The organism is Flagellimonas alvinocaridis, from assembly GCF_004916895.1.
In the GTDB taxonomy this organism is placed as follows: Bacteria; Bacteroidota; Bacteroidia; order Flavobacteriales; family Flavobacteriaceae; genus Flagellimonas; species Flagellimonas alvinocaridis.
On the sequence record NZ_SNTZ01000003.1, the window covers coordinates 253246 to 269971 of the forward strand.

Genomic DNA, 16726 nt, shown 5'->3' on the forward strand with positions numbered 1-16726 from the left:
GCGTAAAAATCGTCCAATCAATACGCTTAAATGAGTTATAGGTAAAGTGCTGGGAATATAAAAAGACAGGAAAAAGGGAGGACCATTAATCACCTCCATTGTGTTTTCGGTACTGTTGCAACAATCGTTTTTTAAAGTCTTCTTCAGCCCTTAGGAGGAGCAATGTTTTTTTGGCGGAAATGACGGTCCTGATTTTTGAGATGAAATCTTGTTCTGTAGTATGTTTTTCTTTTTGAAGGGCCATGAGGGTGTCCAGTAGGGCGGAAGATTCGCTGTCGGTCAAATCTTGGGCCAACGATATTCTAGAGCGTAATTCCCTACGTTCCTTTCTTCGGATGTTCTCCAGAGTTTCCTCATGGGCGTTGTATATGGGCCAAAATTGTTGTGCTTCCTGACTGGTTAGCCCAACCCTTTCCGTTATAAAAGCCACTTTTAAGGTTTTTATGCGATCCCTTGCCGGACCTTGGGCGTGCAAGTAAGCGGTCCCCATTAACAGAGCAAAGAGTATGAGTATTCTTTTATTCATAATCGCTGTAATCTAAGTTTAGTTCGTCAATATCGTCTACGGTTTCATCCAAATATTCCAAAATATTTTCGGCATCCAGGTCCTGTTCCAAGACATCGTTCAATTCCACATTGTCCAATGAGATCAGTTCGGCAAGTTCATAGGTGTTGATATCCAGTTCATTACTTTCAAAATACGCATCGATTTCGGCATTCGCCAGGTCATCAAACGCAACGGTAGTAGTGGATTTCCAGTTGAGGCCGAAGACCAAAACAAAGACTGCGGCCACGGCAGCGGCTCCATAGTAGAACGTTCTGTAGGATTTTAGCTGGATGACCTTGCCGCCTTCCCCTGTTGTTTTGGACATGATTTTTGGGGTGATTTCGTCAAAATAGTTTTCAGGGATGGAAAAACCATCTGATTTTGGGATGATGGACTCTGAGTGAACCTCTTTTTCAATGCGGCCCATAAGTCGCTCATTGAAGTTCTCAAAGTAACCTTCCGGAGTATTGAAGCTATTTTTCTTGTCCTTTTTCATTTCTTTAGTTCGACTCTTAAATACGCTAAAGGTTTAATCTTCCTTAAGATACGATTCAATTTTCTTTACGGCTAAATGGTAGGAGGCCTTTAGCGCTCCGACCGATGTTTCCAGTACTTCGGAAATATCCTCATATTTCATTTCCTGAAAGTATTTCATGGTAAAGACCAATTTTTGTTTGTCCGGCAGGGTGGCCAACGCCTTTTGCAATTTCAATTGGATCTCGTCCCCTTCAAAATATACATCGGATTGCAGGTTCTCCACCATGCGGTTTTTGAGTTCCTCATCACTGATGTCTGCTTTCTTGGACTTCTGCTTTAAAAAGGTCAGGGATTCATTGGTGGCGATACGGTACAACCAAGAATACAGTTTGCTTTCACCTTTAAAACCGTCAATATTCTTATACACTTTAATAAAAGTATTTTGGAGCACATCATCCGTATCATCATGATCAAGCACAATACGGCGTATATGCCAATACAAGCGCTCTTTATAGGTGTTAACCAACACTTCAAAGGCCTTTGCCCGACTTTCCTTTTGTTTTAATTCCTTGACTAGTGCTTCTTCGGCAATCAATATGTCCGTACAATTTGGTGCTTTGACTAAGATAGGGTAAAAGGTTTAATGCAATTGGCAATTTTCAATGGACAATGAACAGTCATCAATGTGATACTGTCATTTTGAGCCCTGTCCTGAGCGAAGTCAGAGGAGCTGTGGGGAATCTATTTTGGGGTGACTAATCCAGAAATCAAACCTCAGAAATCGGAACCCAGCGTTTAGGTAGTGTTGAACTTGATTTTGAAACTTGAACTTTCAAAGGTTTGACACGAATTGCACTAATTTGCCCGAATGTACTGGATGTCATTTCGAGCGCAGTCGAGAAATCTATTCAAGTGTTAAATATTCAGACATCAGAAATCGGAAACCAGCATTTAGGTAGTGTTGAACTTGATTTTGAACTTGAACTTTCAAAAGGTCTGACACGAATTGCACTAATTTGCACAAATGTACCGGATGTCATTTCGAGCGCAGTCGAGAAATCTATTCAAGTGTTAAATATTCAGACATCAGAAATCGGAAACCAAAATTTGGGCAAAGATGGTTTGAGCTTGAACTTGATATTTGAACTTTTAGGGGTATGACACAAATTGCACTAGTTTTCTCAAATGTGTGTCTTCCTTTCAGGATGAGAATGACTGCATTTCCACTAGCTTTTTATAGCCTTTTTGTGACTTCATCAGCTCTTCATGGGTGCCCTGTTCCACAATTTCACCTTTGTTCAGTACCACAATGGAGTCTGCATTTTGGATGGTGGACAAGCGGTGTGCAATAACAATGGAGGTACGGTTTTTCATCATTTTCTCCAAGGCGTCCTGTACTAAACGTTCGCTTTCAGTATCCAAGGCCGAAGTAGCTTCGTCCAAGATCATGATAGGAGGGTTTTTTAGTACCGCCCTGGCAATGGATAGTCGCTGTTTTTGTCCGCCGCTCAATTTATTGCCACTGTCCCCAATGTTGGTATCGTAACCATGCGGAAGTTCCATAATAAACTCGTGGGCATTGGCTACTTTGGCCGCAGCCACAATCTCTTCGGTGGTGGCATTTTCCTTGCCCATGGCGATGTTGTTCTTTACCGTATCATTGAACAAAATGGAGTCTTGTGTTACCAGTCCCATTAGTCCTCGAAGTGATTTTTTGGAGATTTGTTTGATATTGGTCCCATCAATCAAAATCTCACCCTTATTGACATCATAGAAACGAGTGACCAGATTGGCCACGGTACTCTTTCCACTTCCAGATTGCCCCACCAATGCAACGGTATGGCCCTTTTCAACCTTTAGGTTGAAGTTTTTCAGCACGTAATCGTCCTCATATTTGAATGAGATATTGCTGAGTTCAATGCCTTGGTTGAAATCGGTTTTCTCCAATGCATTTTCGGCGTCTTTAATAGGATTTTCCGATTCCAGGATCTCCAATACCCGTTCTGCGGCGGCATTCCCTTTTTTAACCCCGTAGGAGGCCTTACTGATGGCTTTTGCGGGAGTCAATATATTGAAGGCTAGACCCATATAGGAAATGAAGGAGGCCGCGTCTAACGAGCCTTCCAGCAATACCATTCGGCCTCCAAACCAAAGTAGTACCCCAAACACTAAAATCCCCAAGAACTCTCCTGTTGGCGATGCCAAGTTTTGTCGGTTCAGTAAGGAGTTGGAGAACTTGAAAAAACGACTGGTTGAATTTTGGAAGGTCTTAAAGAATTTGGATTCTGCATTGAAAGCCTTGATGACCCGCAATCCGCTCAAGGTCTCTTCCACGATGGACAGGAACTCGCCCTGTTCCTTTTGGACCCGGTCCGATTTGCGTTTGAGGGATTTCCCGATCCTGGAAATGATCATTCCGGCGATGGGAATAAAAATGAACACAAAAATGGTAAGCTTTACACTGATCAGGAACATTACAATGATCGTGAACAATATGGTGAGGGGTTCCCGTACGATCAATTCCAAAATGGAGAGGAAAGAATGTTGTATTTCCAGTACGTCGGAAGTGATCCGTGCAATGACGTCCCCTTTTTTCTTTTCCGAAAAGTAGGAAATGGGCAGGTCCACAATCTTTTCGTACATCTTGTTTCGGATGTCCTTGAGCACCCCATTCCGTAAAAACGTGATGAAGTACATGGCCAAATAGTTGAAGATGTTTTTGAACAGGAACAGGAACAAGATTAGTCCCACGGCCAAAATAAGCCCTTTCATAGGGTCATTTCCCGAATATTGGGTGACTTGGTAGTTCATGTAGTCCATGAAGTAATCTTTCAATCCACCGATACCTTCTAATTTTGGAGGGGTGTGCACTTGCTGGGTCTTATCAAATAGCACATTGAGCATTGGGATAAGGGCAGCATAGGACAATGCACTGAAAAGTGCATAGAGGATATTGAAGAAAATATTCAAAAAACCATATTTACGGTAAGGTCCCGCAAAACGGAGAATTTTTTTAAAGTAGTTCATTCACCTACAAATTCAGTTCGGAAAGGATACCGTCAATTTTGGTATCCAACTGCGAATTTACGGATTTAAAATCCTCGGCCCTGTCCAATTTGGTATTTGTACTGATATAAAACTTTACTTTAGGTTCTGTGCCACTGGGGCGGGCAGCAATTCGGGTGCCGTCCTCGGTTTCGTAGATCAGTACGTTGGATTTGGGTAAATCGATGGTTTTTTCTTCTCCGGTCTGTACATTTTTGGCAATGGAGGTGTTGTAGTCCTCAATCCACAATAATTTTGATCCTTGGACGGATTCCACAGGATTTTCTTTAAAATCTTTGAGCATTTGTTTGATTTCCTCTGCACCACTAATGCCTTTTTTGGTCAAGGAAATGAGTTTTTCTTTGTAAAAGCCAAATTGGACAAAACAGTCAATCAACTCCTCATAGAAAGAACCTCCTTCGGCCTTCGCGTTTGAGGCAGCTTCGCAAGCGAGTAGGGTAGCGGTAACGGCATCCTTGTCACGGACAAAATCACCCACCATATAGCCAAAACTTTCTTCTCCACCACCAATGAACTTGGAATTGGGAAAATCCTTGATCATTTTGCCAATCCATTTAAAACCGGTCAGGGCTGTCTTGTATTCTACTCCATAGGCTTTGGCCATTTGTTCCACCATGGGGGTGGATACAATGGTTGAGGCTATAAATTCGTTGCCCTTAAACCCTTTTTCTTTATAACGATCCAACAAAAACTTGGTCATTAGTACCATGGTCTGGTTACCGTTGAGCAATTCCATTTTCCCTTCAAGGTTTCTAACGGCTATTCCCAAACGGTCACTGTCCGGGTCGGTGCCCACCACCATATCAGCACCAATTTCTTCGGCTTTGGCCATGGCCATGGCCAGTGCTTCTGGTTCTTCCGGGTTGGGGGATTTTACCGTTGGAAACCCACCATCGGGCTTCGCCTGTTCTTCAATGATCGTTACGTTGGTATAACCGGCTCGTTTCAGTACTTCAGGGATGGCGGTAATGGAGGTTCCGTGCAATGATGTAAACACGATTTTAAAATCACCCTTGCCCTTGGCATTAAAGTTGCCATTCTCGACAGAGGCTTTGAAAAAGGCCTCATCCACTTCTTTATCGATATGTTGAATCAAACTTTCATCGGCATTGAACTTAATGTCTTCAAAAGAAAGGGAATCTATTTCGGCGATGATTTCTCCGTCTTGGGGAGGAACGATTTGCCCACCATCTGCCCAATATACTTTGTAGCCATTATATTCCGGTGGATTGTGCGAAGCTGTGAGGACAATACCTGCATGACAGCCCAAGTACCGAACCGCAAAGGATAGCTCAGGGGTGGTGCGCAGTTCGGAGAACAAATATACTTTAATGCCGTTGGCCGCAAAGACATTGGCAACGGTTTTGGCCAAAGTGTCCGAATTATGCCTGCAATCATAGGCGATAACGACTTTAAGGTCAGAATCTAAATAGGTCTTTTTTAGATAGTTACTAAGGCCTTGGGTGTTCTTTCCCAAGGTGTATCTGTTGATTCTATTGGTGCCGACACCCATAATACCTCGCATTCCCCCAGTACCAAATTCCAAATCCTTGTAAAAGCGTTCCTTAAGTTCTTCCGGGTCGTTTTTAATCAGGTGTTGGATTTCTTTTTTTGTTGCATCATCAAAAAAATCGGTAAGCCAAGCATGTGCTGAGGAAGTAATGGCGTCGTCCATAGTTCAGTTAATTTATTGTCTTAAAAATACAAAGATTATGGGTTTACGTGCCCTTAAAGATTAATTTTATTGGAAATGCTGTAACGAGTGTCATTTTTTCGGGAACGCACCATGATTTCCCCAATAAAACCTGCCAAAAACAGCTGTGTGCCTATAATCATTGCTGTCAGGGCTATATAAAATTGTGGACGTTGTGTGATCAAACGCCCTGTAGGGTGCAAGAACAGTTTGTCTATGCCCAGATAAAGTGAAAATCCAAAGCCCACAACAAACATTAAAACGCCCAAAGCGCCAAAGAGGTGCATGGGCTGGCGACCAAATTTGGAAACGAACCATATGGTAATTAAATCCAAAAAACCGTTAATGAAGCGTTCCATTCCAAATTTTGTGGTGCCATATTTTCGGGCTTGATGCTGCACCACTTTTTCAGTGATTTTGGAAAATCCTGCGTTTTTGGCCAAGACTGGGATATAGCGGTGCATTTCACCATGGACTTCAATGGTTTTAACCACTTTATGGTCAAAGGCCTTTAAGCCGCAATTGAAGTCGTGCAGTTTTACCCCAGAGGTTTTTCGGGCCGCCCAATTAAACAATTTGGATGGGATATTTTTGGTGATTACGGAGTCGTATCTTTTTTTCTTCCAACCGGATACCACATCATTGCCATCTTGGGCAATTAATTGGTACAATTCAGGGATTTCTTCAGGATTGTCCTGTAAATCGGCATCCATGGTGATGATCACATCTCCTGTTGCAGCTTTAAACCCGGCATGAAGAGCTTGGGACTTTCCAAAATTCTTCAAAAAACGGATTCCCTTTACATTGGAATCCTTTTGTGAAAGTTGGGTTATGGTTTCCCAAGAGCCATCGGTACTGCCATCATCAATGAAAATAATCTCATATAAAAAATGATTGGATTGCATTACACGTACAATCCAATCATGCAGTTCATTTAGAGATTCTTGCTCGTTCAGTAAAGGAATTACAATTGAAATCTGCATTTCTTGTTTCTGGAATTCCTTTCAAAAGTAGTATTTTTTGCCTTAGTAGGCGGGTTTTTCCTTTTTCAGGATTAGGCCCGTGATCAAACCTAGGACCAATCCAATAACACAGCTGATGATCAATCCTATGGGGTAGCGCATCCATGCAAACTTTTTCTGCATTTCAACACCTTGTTCCCATTGTTCTTCAGTCAATGAAGGGTTTTGTTCAAAAGCTTTCGGTTTAGCTATTTCCATGGCTTTGTCCATAAAGTCAGGTTCTATGAAGCTGGTTAGCACATATTGGTACAGCAGGGAGATAATGGCAGAGACCAAGGCAATGCCAACTGCTACTTTCAAAGCTTCCCCAATTTTCAAGTACCCTCCATTGGCTTTTTTAAATGCATTTACACCCAGGAAAATGGCCACAGCCGTTAAAATGATGGAAACTGCCATTACAGGGGCACTCATTTCGTAATGCATCTTTTGTGTGTAAAGCATCACCCCGAATACTATAGACACCAGACCTAACAAAAGGCCATAATTGAGAGCGAATTTACCGGTCTTTGGTTGTTGTTCTTCCATTTATAAAAGTTTTTAGCGTTGATTCATTTGTTAGTGAACAAAAGCATAGTTTTGTTACAACTAAAGGTAGTTTTTTTCTTTTTTCCTTTTTTAAGTTGGAGGTGTCAAAGAAATCATTAAATTTGCACCTCGAAAATTCGGAGATTAAGTATTTAAGACGATGAGAAAAGGCATACACCCAGAGAATTATAGATTAGTGGCTTTCAAGGACATGTCCAATGAGGATGTGTTTATCACTAAATCCACTGCAGAGGCTAAAGAGACCATTACCATAGATGGTGTTGAGTATCCTTTGGTAAAATTGGAAATCTCAAGAACTTCGCACCCTTACTACACTGGTAAGACCAAGTTGGTGGATACCGCTGGTAGGATTGATAAGTTCAAGAATAAGTACAAAAAATTCAAGAAAGAAGAGAAGAAGGCCGAGTAGGTCCTTACTTTCAACGAAATATATGAACGCTCCTGATGCTTTATCAGGGGCGTTTTTTAATTTTAGGGCAATCTAAGCAAACACTATGAACTATATCCTTTCCGACGGCGATTACCGAAAAGCTATGCTTCCCTTTACGTTTACCAGACCTGTGGCCGAGATTCGTATTGGGATTTTGACCGTAAAGGAAAAGTGGGAAAAATGGCTGCAGACCCAAGTCAGTTTCCTTACCGAGGAATATCTCTCCATAAAGTTTCCCTTGATCACAGCGGATAAAAATATAGTGATTATTGGAAATATTCTTCCCGATGCCTCAATTGTGGAGCAGATAAAGCAGTTGAATATGGGGCAAGCCTTGGTATGCAATGATGAGGTGATAGCCTATGGGGCTAATGAACCGGAAAAACCTTTTAATATGGATGACTATGAAAAGGTTGCATGCAAAGGAGACGTGTTTGCCCTAAAAAATACTTGGGACATTTTCAGTAGGAACGGGGAAGCTCTGGAAGCTGATTTTAAACTATTGACCCAAGGTAGGAAAAGTGCCCCTATTTCGGATACAAATAAATTGATTCGCCCTGAGAAAATCTTTTTGGAAGAGGGTGCAATAGTGGAGCACAGTATTTTAAATGCTACCAATGGTCCTATTTACATTGGTAAGAATGCTGAAATCTGGGAAGGTAGCCTTATTCGTGGAGGATTTGCCCTGTGTGACCATGCTATCGTGAAAATGGGCGGAAAAATTTACGGTCCAACTACCGTAGGACCTTATGGGAAGGTATGCGGAGAAATCAATAACTCGGTTATTTTTGGCTATACCAGTAAAGGGCACGAAGGCTATTTGGGTAACTCTGTTTTGGGTGAATGGTGCAATATTGGGGCGGACAGCAACAATTCTAACCTCAAAAATAACTACGCCAAAGTTCGCCTTTGGAACTATGCCACCGAGTCTTTTGATCGTACAGGACTACAGTTTTGTGGCCTTATGATGGGTGACCATAGTAAAACAGCCATTAATACCATGTTTAACACGGGAACAGTGATTGGGGTTAATAGTAACATCTACACTCCGGGTTTCCCTCGAAATTTTATCCCGAGTTTTAGTTGGGGTGGGGCATCAGGGTTTAAGGAGTATCATCCCAAGAAAGCCTTTGAGGCGGCCAAGGTGATGATGGACCGCAGGGGAGTGGAGTTTGATGAAGTTGAGGAAAATATCCTCAACAAAGTCTTTGAACTGACCCAGAAGTGGCGAAAGTACTAAGACGGCACCATCAAAATTCAAGAACATAAACCATTTATGGTTTTATTTCCAGGCTGGATGTCTTTTCAATTCGTTTTCGAGGGTAGTTTTAATAACCGCTTGTTCGGTGGTAAGTGAATCTGAAGACAAGGGATTCTTTTCCAATAGGTCGTTGCTCAGGTGATAAAAAGTACTGTCAGGATACAATTTATAATCCAACGAACGTACAAATTGATTTCTATACTGGTTTACATTTTTGCCCCACTGGGGATCATAATGGACAAATGCAGTTTCCCTTGGGGTATACGTTCCATTGGTCAACAAAGGATAAAAGCTTTTCCCATCGGAACTCACATCAGCCTTGACCATATCTCCAAATGTTGGGAAAAAGTCACTGAATTCAATCAGGTCATTAAAAACCTTACCCTCTTTGATTTGAGCAGGCCAATAGGCAATAAGGGGCACATGGGTGCCAGCGTCTATGGTATTTCCCTTGGCCCCTTGAACTGCGCCTTCCGCCAGTTGTGATGTAATGGAGGGATGCGTACCATTATCACCTGTGAAAATGATCAGCGTATTTTCATCCAGTTGTAATTCTTCAAGTTTGCGAACAATCTTGCCCACAATCTTGTCGGTGTAGGCAACCATATCCTTAAAGTAGGTGGTGTCGTTCTTATATCGGTTTTCAGAATCGCCCCATTGCTGTGAATCGGGTGTGGGCACGAATGGGTCATGGACTAGGACCATGGGATAGTACACAAAGAAGGATTGGTCTTTTTTCCGTTCGATAAAATCCAAGATATAGTTGGCAAAAATATCCGGGCCGTAATCATCCGAATTACGGTCCAAGATTTGGCCATTTTGTTCGATCAAGGGGTTGGCATAGCGACCACCATCACTTCTTTGCTTGGTCAACTGCCAAAGACAGTATTCGTCAAATCCAAATTTGTTGGGCCTGGTGTTGTCATTCCAGTCAGCTATAATGTCTTTGTAGGACAAGCCGTTCAATTGCCATTTTCCAGCAATACAGGTTTCGTATCCTGCATCTTGCATCAAGTTCCCAAAGGTGTATTCTGAAAGGTTTAAATGTCCAAAATGATCGTAATTGCGGTAGTTGTATTTGCCTGTCATGATCTTCACCCTTGAAGGGGTGCATAGAGGTTGGGAAACACAATTGGCAAAACGGATTCCCTGTGAGGCCAGTTGGTCGATATTTGGGGTTTGATAGGAGGTGGAACCATAGGCCCCAATGCATTCGTATCCCATGTCATCCGCCATGATAACAATCACGTTGGGCATTTGGGTGCTCTTTTCCTTGGTACAGGAAGTTACCCATACGGCGAGCAGTAGGATTAAGAGGTTGAATTTGGTTTTCATGGTGGTTGGAATGGTTATAATCTCTTGTAATGAAATCGGATTGGTCCTTTTTCAAACATAGGTGTTGGCAAAATCATAAATGTAATGGAAAAATACCTTGGAGTCAATGGATTAAAGTATTTATGGGGCCACAGTTACGAAATCAGTTGTCTGTCCTGTTCCGCAAAGGGCAAAAAGCTGATATCCAAATAGCCTCCACTGGCATTGTCATCACTTACTATTTGAGGTTTTCCTTTAATGGTTTCCAAGGAATTTTGATGGATGTGACCCGTAAATATGCCCAATAGGTTAGGGGCATTGAAAACCTCCTTGTGAAAGTTGAGCGTGGTGGCGGCATGCCCTTCTTCCGGCCATTTGGGACGCCGTTCCAATTTAAAATTCCGGTCAGTGGCCGCTCCCCAATTTGGATTGCCACAGCCAAAGGAAATACTCTTTCCAGGTGCATATAGTGGAATATGTACCAATAAGACCAGAGGGACTCCACTGGTTACGTGCTCCTTAAAAAAAGCCAGTTGTTCCTTATTGATTTGATAGGTGGAATTATCGATAGCCAAAAATCGCACGCCTTTGATGTCATAAGCGGCCATTAATGGATGGTTTCCTTGGTATAGGGGCAATAATCGTTTCTGTATCCAGGTATCCCGCAAATCTTCCAAAGAGCCTTCCATGCCCTCGTAGTGCCAATCATGGTTCCCGGCAACGTAGATGTAGGGAATGCCGGTTTCCTTCAATTTTGACAATACCCACTCAATGGCGGCTTCGGAGGGGAAGCTGAAAATATCCCCGACCAAGGTAATCACATCGGCATTGACTTTTTTGGCGAAAGCCAGAGTTTCTTCAAAGGCTTCTTCCGGGTTGGTCTGTGCAAGTGTTTTAAAATGTGTGGTCCGGTTGTAGGCTTTGGCCATGCGCCCACTATACTCTTGATAGGGGATTCCCCTGTCATCATCCCTGAATAAATGGGTGTCGGCAATATGGACCACCTTAATGGATTCATGGATGACCTCGGCATAGAAAAAGACTTTTTCCTGTTCCACGGTGGTACACACCTTTAGGGGTTTGGCGGTTTTCTTCTCCGAAGTATTTGAAAAAGCCTCCGAGGTAAGTCCCATCCCCATCAGGGTGGCAGCGGTTTTTTTGAAAAATGGCCTACGTTTCATAAACTATTGTTGGTTGGTCAAACAATGGATGTAACATATTTTGTTTTGAAAGTGTAATTATTTGACTTCCGGTTTTTCCGTAAAAGGCCGTATCCCAAATGCGGGGTATACCTCTGCAGGATAGTAAAACGTACCTCCTTTGGATACCAATGAAATGGTTTTGATGTCCTTGATATTTTCAACCGGATTGCCGGGCACCAAAAAGAAATCGGCCAGTTTTCCAGGGGCAATACTGCCCAGATTGTCCTTTCCGAGGTATTGGGCCATGTCGTAGGTGGCCAATTTCAGTAATTCTGCGGGAGTATAACCCAATTGTTGGTAGAGCTCTAGTTCGCGGTGTAGAAAGAATGCTCCACCCAAATCGGTCCCAGGGACTATAAAAATGCCCTTCTCCTTCATTAGGGTGATGGTCTCCACAATTTTTTGATAGGCCTCCCGGTAGGCTTTGTCCTCTTCTTCATCTGCTATCTGGGCCATGGCCACTTTAAAGCCACGTTGCTCGTTAGGGGGTAAATGGTCTATAAAATCTTTGGTGCCAGGAGAAATTTCACCGTTTCGGGATAGCATCAACAATTCATGGATGGCCAAGGTAGGGTCTATAGCTGTATTATTGGCCACAAAAAGGTCCAAGGTTTCCTGTACCTCGGGACTGTTCAAATCCAATTCGGGGAAGCGTTTCATGGCCGTTAGGCGTAATAAGGTACGGGTGTCTTCATCCGGTTCCAATACCCAGCCCAACATGGTTTGGTTAATGTGGGTCATTTCATCAAAACCTGCCCTGAGCATGGCATTGGCATTGGAAAAGGCAGGTACGTGTCCCGTCACGAACATACCTTTATCATGAGCCTTTTTCACAATGTCTGGAGCCCAATCCCCATTCATGCTATTGTACAGTTTTATGCCATAGAAACCTAAGTCGTGATAGGTGTCCACAGCGGCTAAGGCTTCTTCCTTGCTTTCCACCAAAACACCATTGTTGCTGTTGTACGGACTTTTTCCTTCAATAAAGCCCAATCGGGTAACACGTGGCCCGGCCAGCACTCCGGATTCTATTTTTTCAATAAGGTTGCTCAGGACTTCGGTATCGTTCCCCATGTCCCTGAACGAAGTGACCCCGGCCAAGATATTCAATAAGGCATCGTCGTCACCTGTATGGGCGTGCATTTCAAAAAGGCCGGACACCAAGGTGCCTCCGTTGCCCTCAATTTCAACATCACCCTCATTGCCTTGGGCATCAGGGGCCTCAATGGCGGAAATCTGTTCGCCGTCAACCACCACAGAAACCGGTTCGGTCAGGGCCAAGGCTTCTGGGTCAAAAATACGAACATTGCGTATGCGTACTTTTCCATTGTACTTGTGGGCAAATTCTTTTTGTATGTTTTCATAGCGTTCCGCAGAATAGTTTTCGGAAAGTTCCCGCATATCCTTTTCCACGGCCTCATATCCTTCACGAATGGCAATGTATCGAGGGGTGATGTAAGCAAAGAAACGTTGCGCATCATCCAAGATGAAATAGGAAGGATCCAACCCTGCACCAGATAGGGCATAGGAGGTCAAGGCCAATTCGCCTTCACCTGAGGGGTTGGGAACACTCAAAGTTTCCATCTCCTGCAAAGTCAGTTGACCTGCCGGGAGCACTTCCAAAGTATTTTCTGGGGACTGGAGCAGCACTCGGGCTGTCAAAGCATCTCCATATGGACTTCCAAATTGGTTCACATAAAGTTTTGGATTATCGGTTGTGGCACTGCCCGAACCCGTGGCATCGGTCCATGAGGCATTTTGGCCGTCCAAATTGTACTCCTCATCAACGGCATTTCCAAAAGTGGTGTTTCCCGTAATATTCCAGTGAACAGGGAAGCCATCATCGTTAAGTATGATGGTTTCTTTCATGGTAGGTCCGCGTCCATTGTTCTTGTAGTCATAATCAATATGAATGGTATCTCCCGAAATGTGTGTTTTGAGATGCCCTACCTTGTTTTCGCCTACAATCACGGTGTAGGTTTCATCACCCTGAAAATTAATCAGGGAAGCGGGAGAGGTTTCTTTTTTGCAGGAATAGGTGGCCAGGACAATAAGGCCCAAGAACAGCAAACGGAATTTCATACGAGTTGATTTTTAGTATTGGGTTTAAGGTATGGATTTTTATGGAATGATATGACTATAAAGAATTTAAAACAAAGGGGTTCAATCATGTCAGTTTTTAAAAAGACGATAGAAAAGATAAGGTCCTATGGCCAAGGCGATGGGAACCAAGACCCAAATACGGCCCTTCCAGATGTAATAATCTTGCAACAGCTTTTCCCAGGAATTTCCCCGTAATCTACCAAAACCGAATTCGAAAATCAAAGTAAGCACCATCCAGAAAAGGCCAAGCCAAATCGCTTGAGATGAAGACTCGGGCGGAAACATTTTGACCATAAGACCTATACATCCTGCAAAGAGGATTAGAAGGGTCACTGTGGATAATTGATGGGCGACCAGTTCGCCAAAATGCTTTTTAAATACGAATTCCCTGAGGGTCCCGTTCAGAATGGCTAAAATCAACATGGGAAACCATGCGATGAAGTATTTCAGGAAAATGTTCAATGGGTTACCGATTAATTGTATGGGATTCTTTGATGATGTGTTTAAAGGTAGCGAAAAAACAAATCACTATCTTTGCACCCCTCAATTAAAGGCTTGGTAATGAACAAAAAAGTCGCTTTTTATACCTTGGGCTGCAAGCTCAACTTTTCTGAAACTTCCACAATTGCCCGAAGTTTTGAAAAAGAGGATTTTGAGCGTGTTGATTTTTCCGAGAAAGCGGATATCTATGTGATCAATACCTGCTCGGTGACCGAGAATGCCGATAAGCGGTTCAAGACCATTGTAAAGCAGGCCCAGAAAAGCAATCCCGATGCCTTTGTGGCCGCTGTGGGATGTTATGCCCAGCTAAAACCTGAAGAACTGGCCGCTGTAGATGGCGTGGATTTGGTATTGGGGGCCACTGAAAAGTTCAAGATCACCGATTACTTGAACGATCTTTCCAAGAATGATAGGGGAGAGGTGCACTCCTGCGAGATAGAAGATGCCGATTTTTATGTGGGCAGTTATGCCATTGGAGACCGTACCCGTGCCTTTTTAAAGGTACAAGATGGTTGCGATTATAAATGTACCTATTGCACCATTCCGTTGGCAAGGGGCATATCACGCAGTGATACTTTGGAAAATGTATTGCACAATGCCCGCGAGATTGCTTCAAAAGACATTAAGGAAATTGTTCTGACCGGGGTGAATATTGGGGATTATGGCAAGGGAGAATTCGGAAACAAAAAGCACGAACATACCTTTTTGGATTTGGTGAAGGCCTTGGATACCATTGATGGCATTCATCGTTTGCGCATATCTTCCATTGAACCCAATTTGTTGAAGAACGAGACTATTGATTTTGTATCCCAAAGTGATGTGTTCGTACCCCATTTTCATATTCCCCTACAAAGTGGAAGTGATGAAATTTTAAAGTTGATGCGCCGTAGATACCTGTCCAACCTCTACGTGGACCGTGTAAAACGAATTAAGGAGACCATGCCCCATGCCTGTATTGGGGTGGATGTGATCGTTGGTTTTCCGGGGGAGACGGATGAACATTTTCTGGAAACCTACCATTTCCTGAACGAATTGGACATTTCCTATTTGCATGTGTTCACTTATTCAGAAAGAGACAATACCCTGGCGGCGGAAATGAACCATGTGGTGCCTCAAAAAGTAAGGAGCAAGCGGAGCAAAATGCTTCGGGGGCTATCGGTCAAAAAAAGAAGGGCATTCTACGAAAGCCAATTAGGCACGGTACGCACCGTTTTGTTTGAAGGAGAGAATAAGTCTGGATACATCCACGGGTTTACCGAAAACTATGTAAAAGTTAAGACGCCTTGGAATCCTGAATTGGTGAATACCTTGCACCAAGTGGAGTTAACCCAGATAGACGAGGATGGTCTGGTGCGATTTGAGTTTGTCTCCAATGCGGTATCAGCATAAAAAAACCTCTCAAATGAGAGGTTTTTAATGTTTTCATACTGGTTTGGTCAGATGCGAATCCCAACGGGGAGCATCTCCTTATACTGCCTGTTTTTCCGTAAAAAGCCTGCAATATGAGGGCTTGTGGGTACCACTCTCAAATTCTTTTCCTGAATGTGGTGCAACACAGCTTTGATAAAAGCTTCCTTAAAACCTTCTTGGGTAATCCCTTCAGGAATTACCAACTTGGTCAAAAATACTTTACGCTCCTGTGAAGAGTACTCAATTTTAGCTAAAAGGCCATCGACTTTGGTCTCAAACTGGCGCAAGAAGCTATTGTCATTGATTTCAATTTCAGTCATATAGTATTGTTTTTAAAATTGACTCGGCACGATTACCAAAGTGGTAATTTGTTATTCCCTTTAAAAAATGCGTCTTGTCTTGAGGGGTTAATTGCAAAAGGGGTACAAAATTACTCAAAAAATTGTTAATTTCCTAACCCTTGTCGATATTTGGTGCGAAATGCCCGACAACAAAATCCATATATACCTCATGCCGGGAATGGCGGCCAACCCATCCATCTTTGATGGTCTATCACTTTCACCTGACATTTTTGAAACACACACCTTGGAGTGGTTCGTTCCGGACAGGAATATGTCCTTTGAATCCTATGCAAAAAAGATGTGTGATAATATTCTTCATGAGCACCCAGTGCTCTTAGGGGTTTCCTTTGGAGGGATGCTGGTACAAGAAATGGCAAGACATATCAAAACCCATAAGGTCATTGCGGTATCCACGGTAAAGACCAAGGATGAACTGCCCAAGCGGATGATCTTTGCCAAGTATACCAAGGTGCATAAACTATTGCCTACGGGATTGGTGAACAATGTGGAGCTTTTGGCCAAGTACGCCTTTGGGGAAACGGCCACTAAGCGTTTGGATCTCTACAAAAAATACCTTTCGGTGAGGGACAAACAATATATAGATTGGTCCATAGACCATATCGTAAACTGGAGCCAGACCCAACCACCCAAAAATTTGGTGCACATCCATGGCGAGAAGGATGCGGTTTTCCCCATGGCCAACATCAAAAATTGCATTACGGTAAAGAACGGAACCCATACCATGATCATACACCGGGCCAAGTGGTTCAATGAAAATCTCCCCTCAATTATTTTAGAATAAGGCCGTTCTTA

At 43.0% G+C, this 16726-nt stretch carries 16 protein-coding genes; 4 read left to right on the forward strand and 12 right to left on the reverse strand.

The features are described 5' to 3' along the window. Positions 1-85: 85 nt before the first annotated feature. The 7 genes from EZV76_RS08640 to EZV76_RS08670 all read right to left on the reverse strand — a co-directional run bounded on the left by EZV76_RS08640 (position 86) and on the right by EZV76_RS08670 (position 7330). Positions 86-526, reverse strand: a complete 441-nt coding sequence (locus tag EZV76_RS08640; RefSeq protein ID WP_136566145.1) for a hypothetical protein — start codon at positions 524-526, stop codon at positions 86-88. Further along, positions 519-1043: a hypothetical protein gene (locus EZV76_RS08645; protein WP_136566146.1), complete on the reverse strand. Its 525-nt coding sequence runs from the start codon at positions 1041-1043 to the stop codon at positions 519-521. The genes EZV76_RS08640 and EZV76_RS08645 overlap by 8 nt, the downstream gene beginning before the upstream one ends. Before the next feature lie 33 nt (positions 1044-1076). Further along, positions 1077-1619, reverse strand: a complete 543-nt coding sequence (locus tag EZV76_RS08650; protein WP_136566147.1) for an RNA polymerase sigma factor — start codon at positions 1617-1619, stop codon at positions 1077-1079. 605 nt (positions 1620-2224) lie between these two features. Then, positions 2225-4051, reverse strand: a complete 1827-nt coding sequence (locus EZV76_RS08655; RefSeq protein WP_136566148.1) for an ABC transporter ATP-binding protein — start codon at positions 4049-4051, stop codon at positions 2225-2227. 4 nt (positions 4052-4055) lie between these two features. Continuing rightward, positions 4056-5765 (reverse strand): phospho-sugar mutase, encoded by a 1710-nt coding sequence (locus EZV76_RS08660; protein ID WP_136566149.1) that lies wholly within the window; start codon positions 5763-5765, stop codon positions 4056-4058. Positions 5766-5818: 53 nt separating this feature from the next. Beyond that, a complete protein-coding gene (locus tag EZV76_RS08665) occupies positions 5819-6766 on the reverse strand; it encodes a glycosyltransferase family 2 protein (protein ID WP_136566150.1) in 948 nt (315 codons plus the stop codon). A 42-nt stretch (positions 6767-6808) separates the two neighbouring features. Continuing rightward, positions 6809-7330: a DUF4199 domain-containing protein gene (locus EZV76_RS08670; protein WP_136566151.1), complete on the reverse strand. Its 522-nt coding sequence runs from the start codon at positions 7328-7330 to the stop codon at positions 6809-6811. Positions 7331-7490: 160 nt separating this feature from the next. On the opposite strand from EZV76_RS08670, the gene EZV76_RS08675 reads away from it, so the two are divergent. Together EZV76_RS08675 and EZV76_RS08680 are read left to right on the forward strand one after the other, a co-directional pair. Next, positions 7491-7760: a type B 50S ribosomal protein L31 gene (locus EZV76_RS08675; protein ID WP_136566152.1), complete on the forward strand. Its 270-nt coding sequence runs from the start codon at positions 7491-7493 to the stop codon at positions 7758-7760. Between the two features lie 85 nt (positions 7761-7845). Then, positions 7846-9021, forward strand: a complete 1176-nt coding sequence (locus tag EZV76_RS08680; RefSeq protein WP_136566153.1) for a GlmU family protein — start codon at positions 7846-7848, stop codon at positions 9019-9021. Positions 9022-9063: 42 nt separating this feature from the next. Here EZV76_RS08680 and EZV76_RS08685 read toward each other — a convergent pair whose 3' ends face one another. The 4 genes from EZV76_RS08685 to EZV76_RS08700 all read right to left on the reverse strand — a co-directional run bounded on the left by EZV76_RS08685 (position 9064) and on the right by EZV76_RS08700 (position 14123). Continuing rightward, the gene (locus EZV76_RS08685; RefSeq protein WP_136566154.1) at positions 9064-10377 is read right to left on the reverse strand and encodes a sulfatase family protein; all 1314 of its coding nucleotides are present in this window, start codon (positions 10375-10377) and stop codon (positions 9064-9066) included. 134 nt (positions 10378-10511) lie between these two features. After that, positions 10512-11537 carry a metallophosphoesterase family protein gene (locus EZV76_RS08690; RefSeq protein ID WP_136566155.1) on the reverse strand — a complete coding sequence of 342 codons (1026 nt, stop codon included), beginning with the start codon at positions 11535-11537 and terminating at the stop codon, positions 10512-10514. 57 nt (positions 11538-11594) lie between these two features. After that, positions 11595-13640, reverse strand: a complete 2046-nt coding sequence (locus EZV76_RS08695) for an amidohydrolase family protein (protein ID WP_136566156.1) — start codon at positions 13638-13640, stop codon at positions 11595-11597. A 90-nt stretch (positions 13641-13730) separates the two neighbouring features. Continuing rightward, positions 13731-14123: a hypothetical protein gene (locus EZV76_RS08700; RefSeq protein WP_236640893.1), complete on the reverse strand. Its 393-nt coding sequence runs from the start codon at positions 14121-14123 to the stop codon at positions 13731-13733. A 99-nt stretch (positions 14124-14222) separates the two neighbouring features. Here EZV76_RS08700 and mtaB point away from each other — a divergent pair, with 99 nt between their 5' ends. After that, positions 14223-15551 (forward strand): tRNA (N(6)-L-threonylcarbamoyladenosine(37)-C(2))-methylthiotransferase MtaB, encoded by a 1329-nt coding sequence (mtaB, locus tag EZV76_RS08705; RefSeq protein WP_136566157.1) that lies wholly within the window; start codon positions 14223-14225, stop codon positions 15549-15551. A gap of 47 nt (positions 15552-15598) precedes the next feature. Here the strand turns inward: mtaB and EZV76_RS08710 are convergent, their stop codons facing one another. Continuing rightward, on the reverse strand, positions 15599-15892 hold the full coding sequence (locus EZV76_RS08710; protein WP_136566158.1) for a GNAT family N-acetyltransferase: 294 nt from the start codon (positions 15890-15892) through the stop codon (positions 15599-15601). A 160-nt stretch (positions 15893-16052) separates the two neighbouring features. Between EZV76_RS08710 and EZV76_RS08715 the strand changes: the two genes are divergently transcribed. After that, positions 16053-16715 (forward strand): alpha/beta hydrolase, encoded by a 663-nt coding sequence (locus EZV76_RS08715; protein ID WP_136566159.1) that lies wholly within the window; start codon positions 16053-16055, stop codon positions 16713-16715. Positions 16716-16726 lie beyond the last annotated feature (11 nt).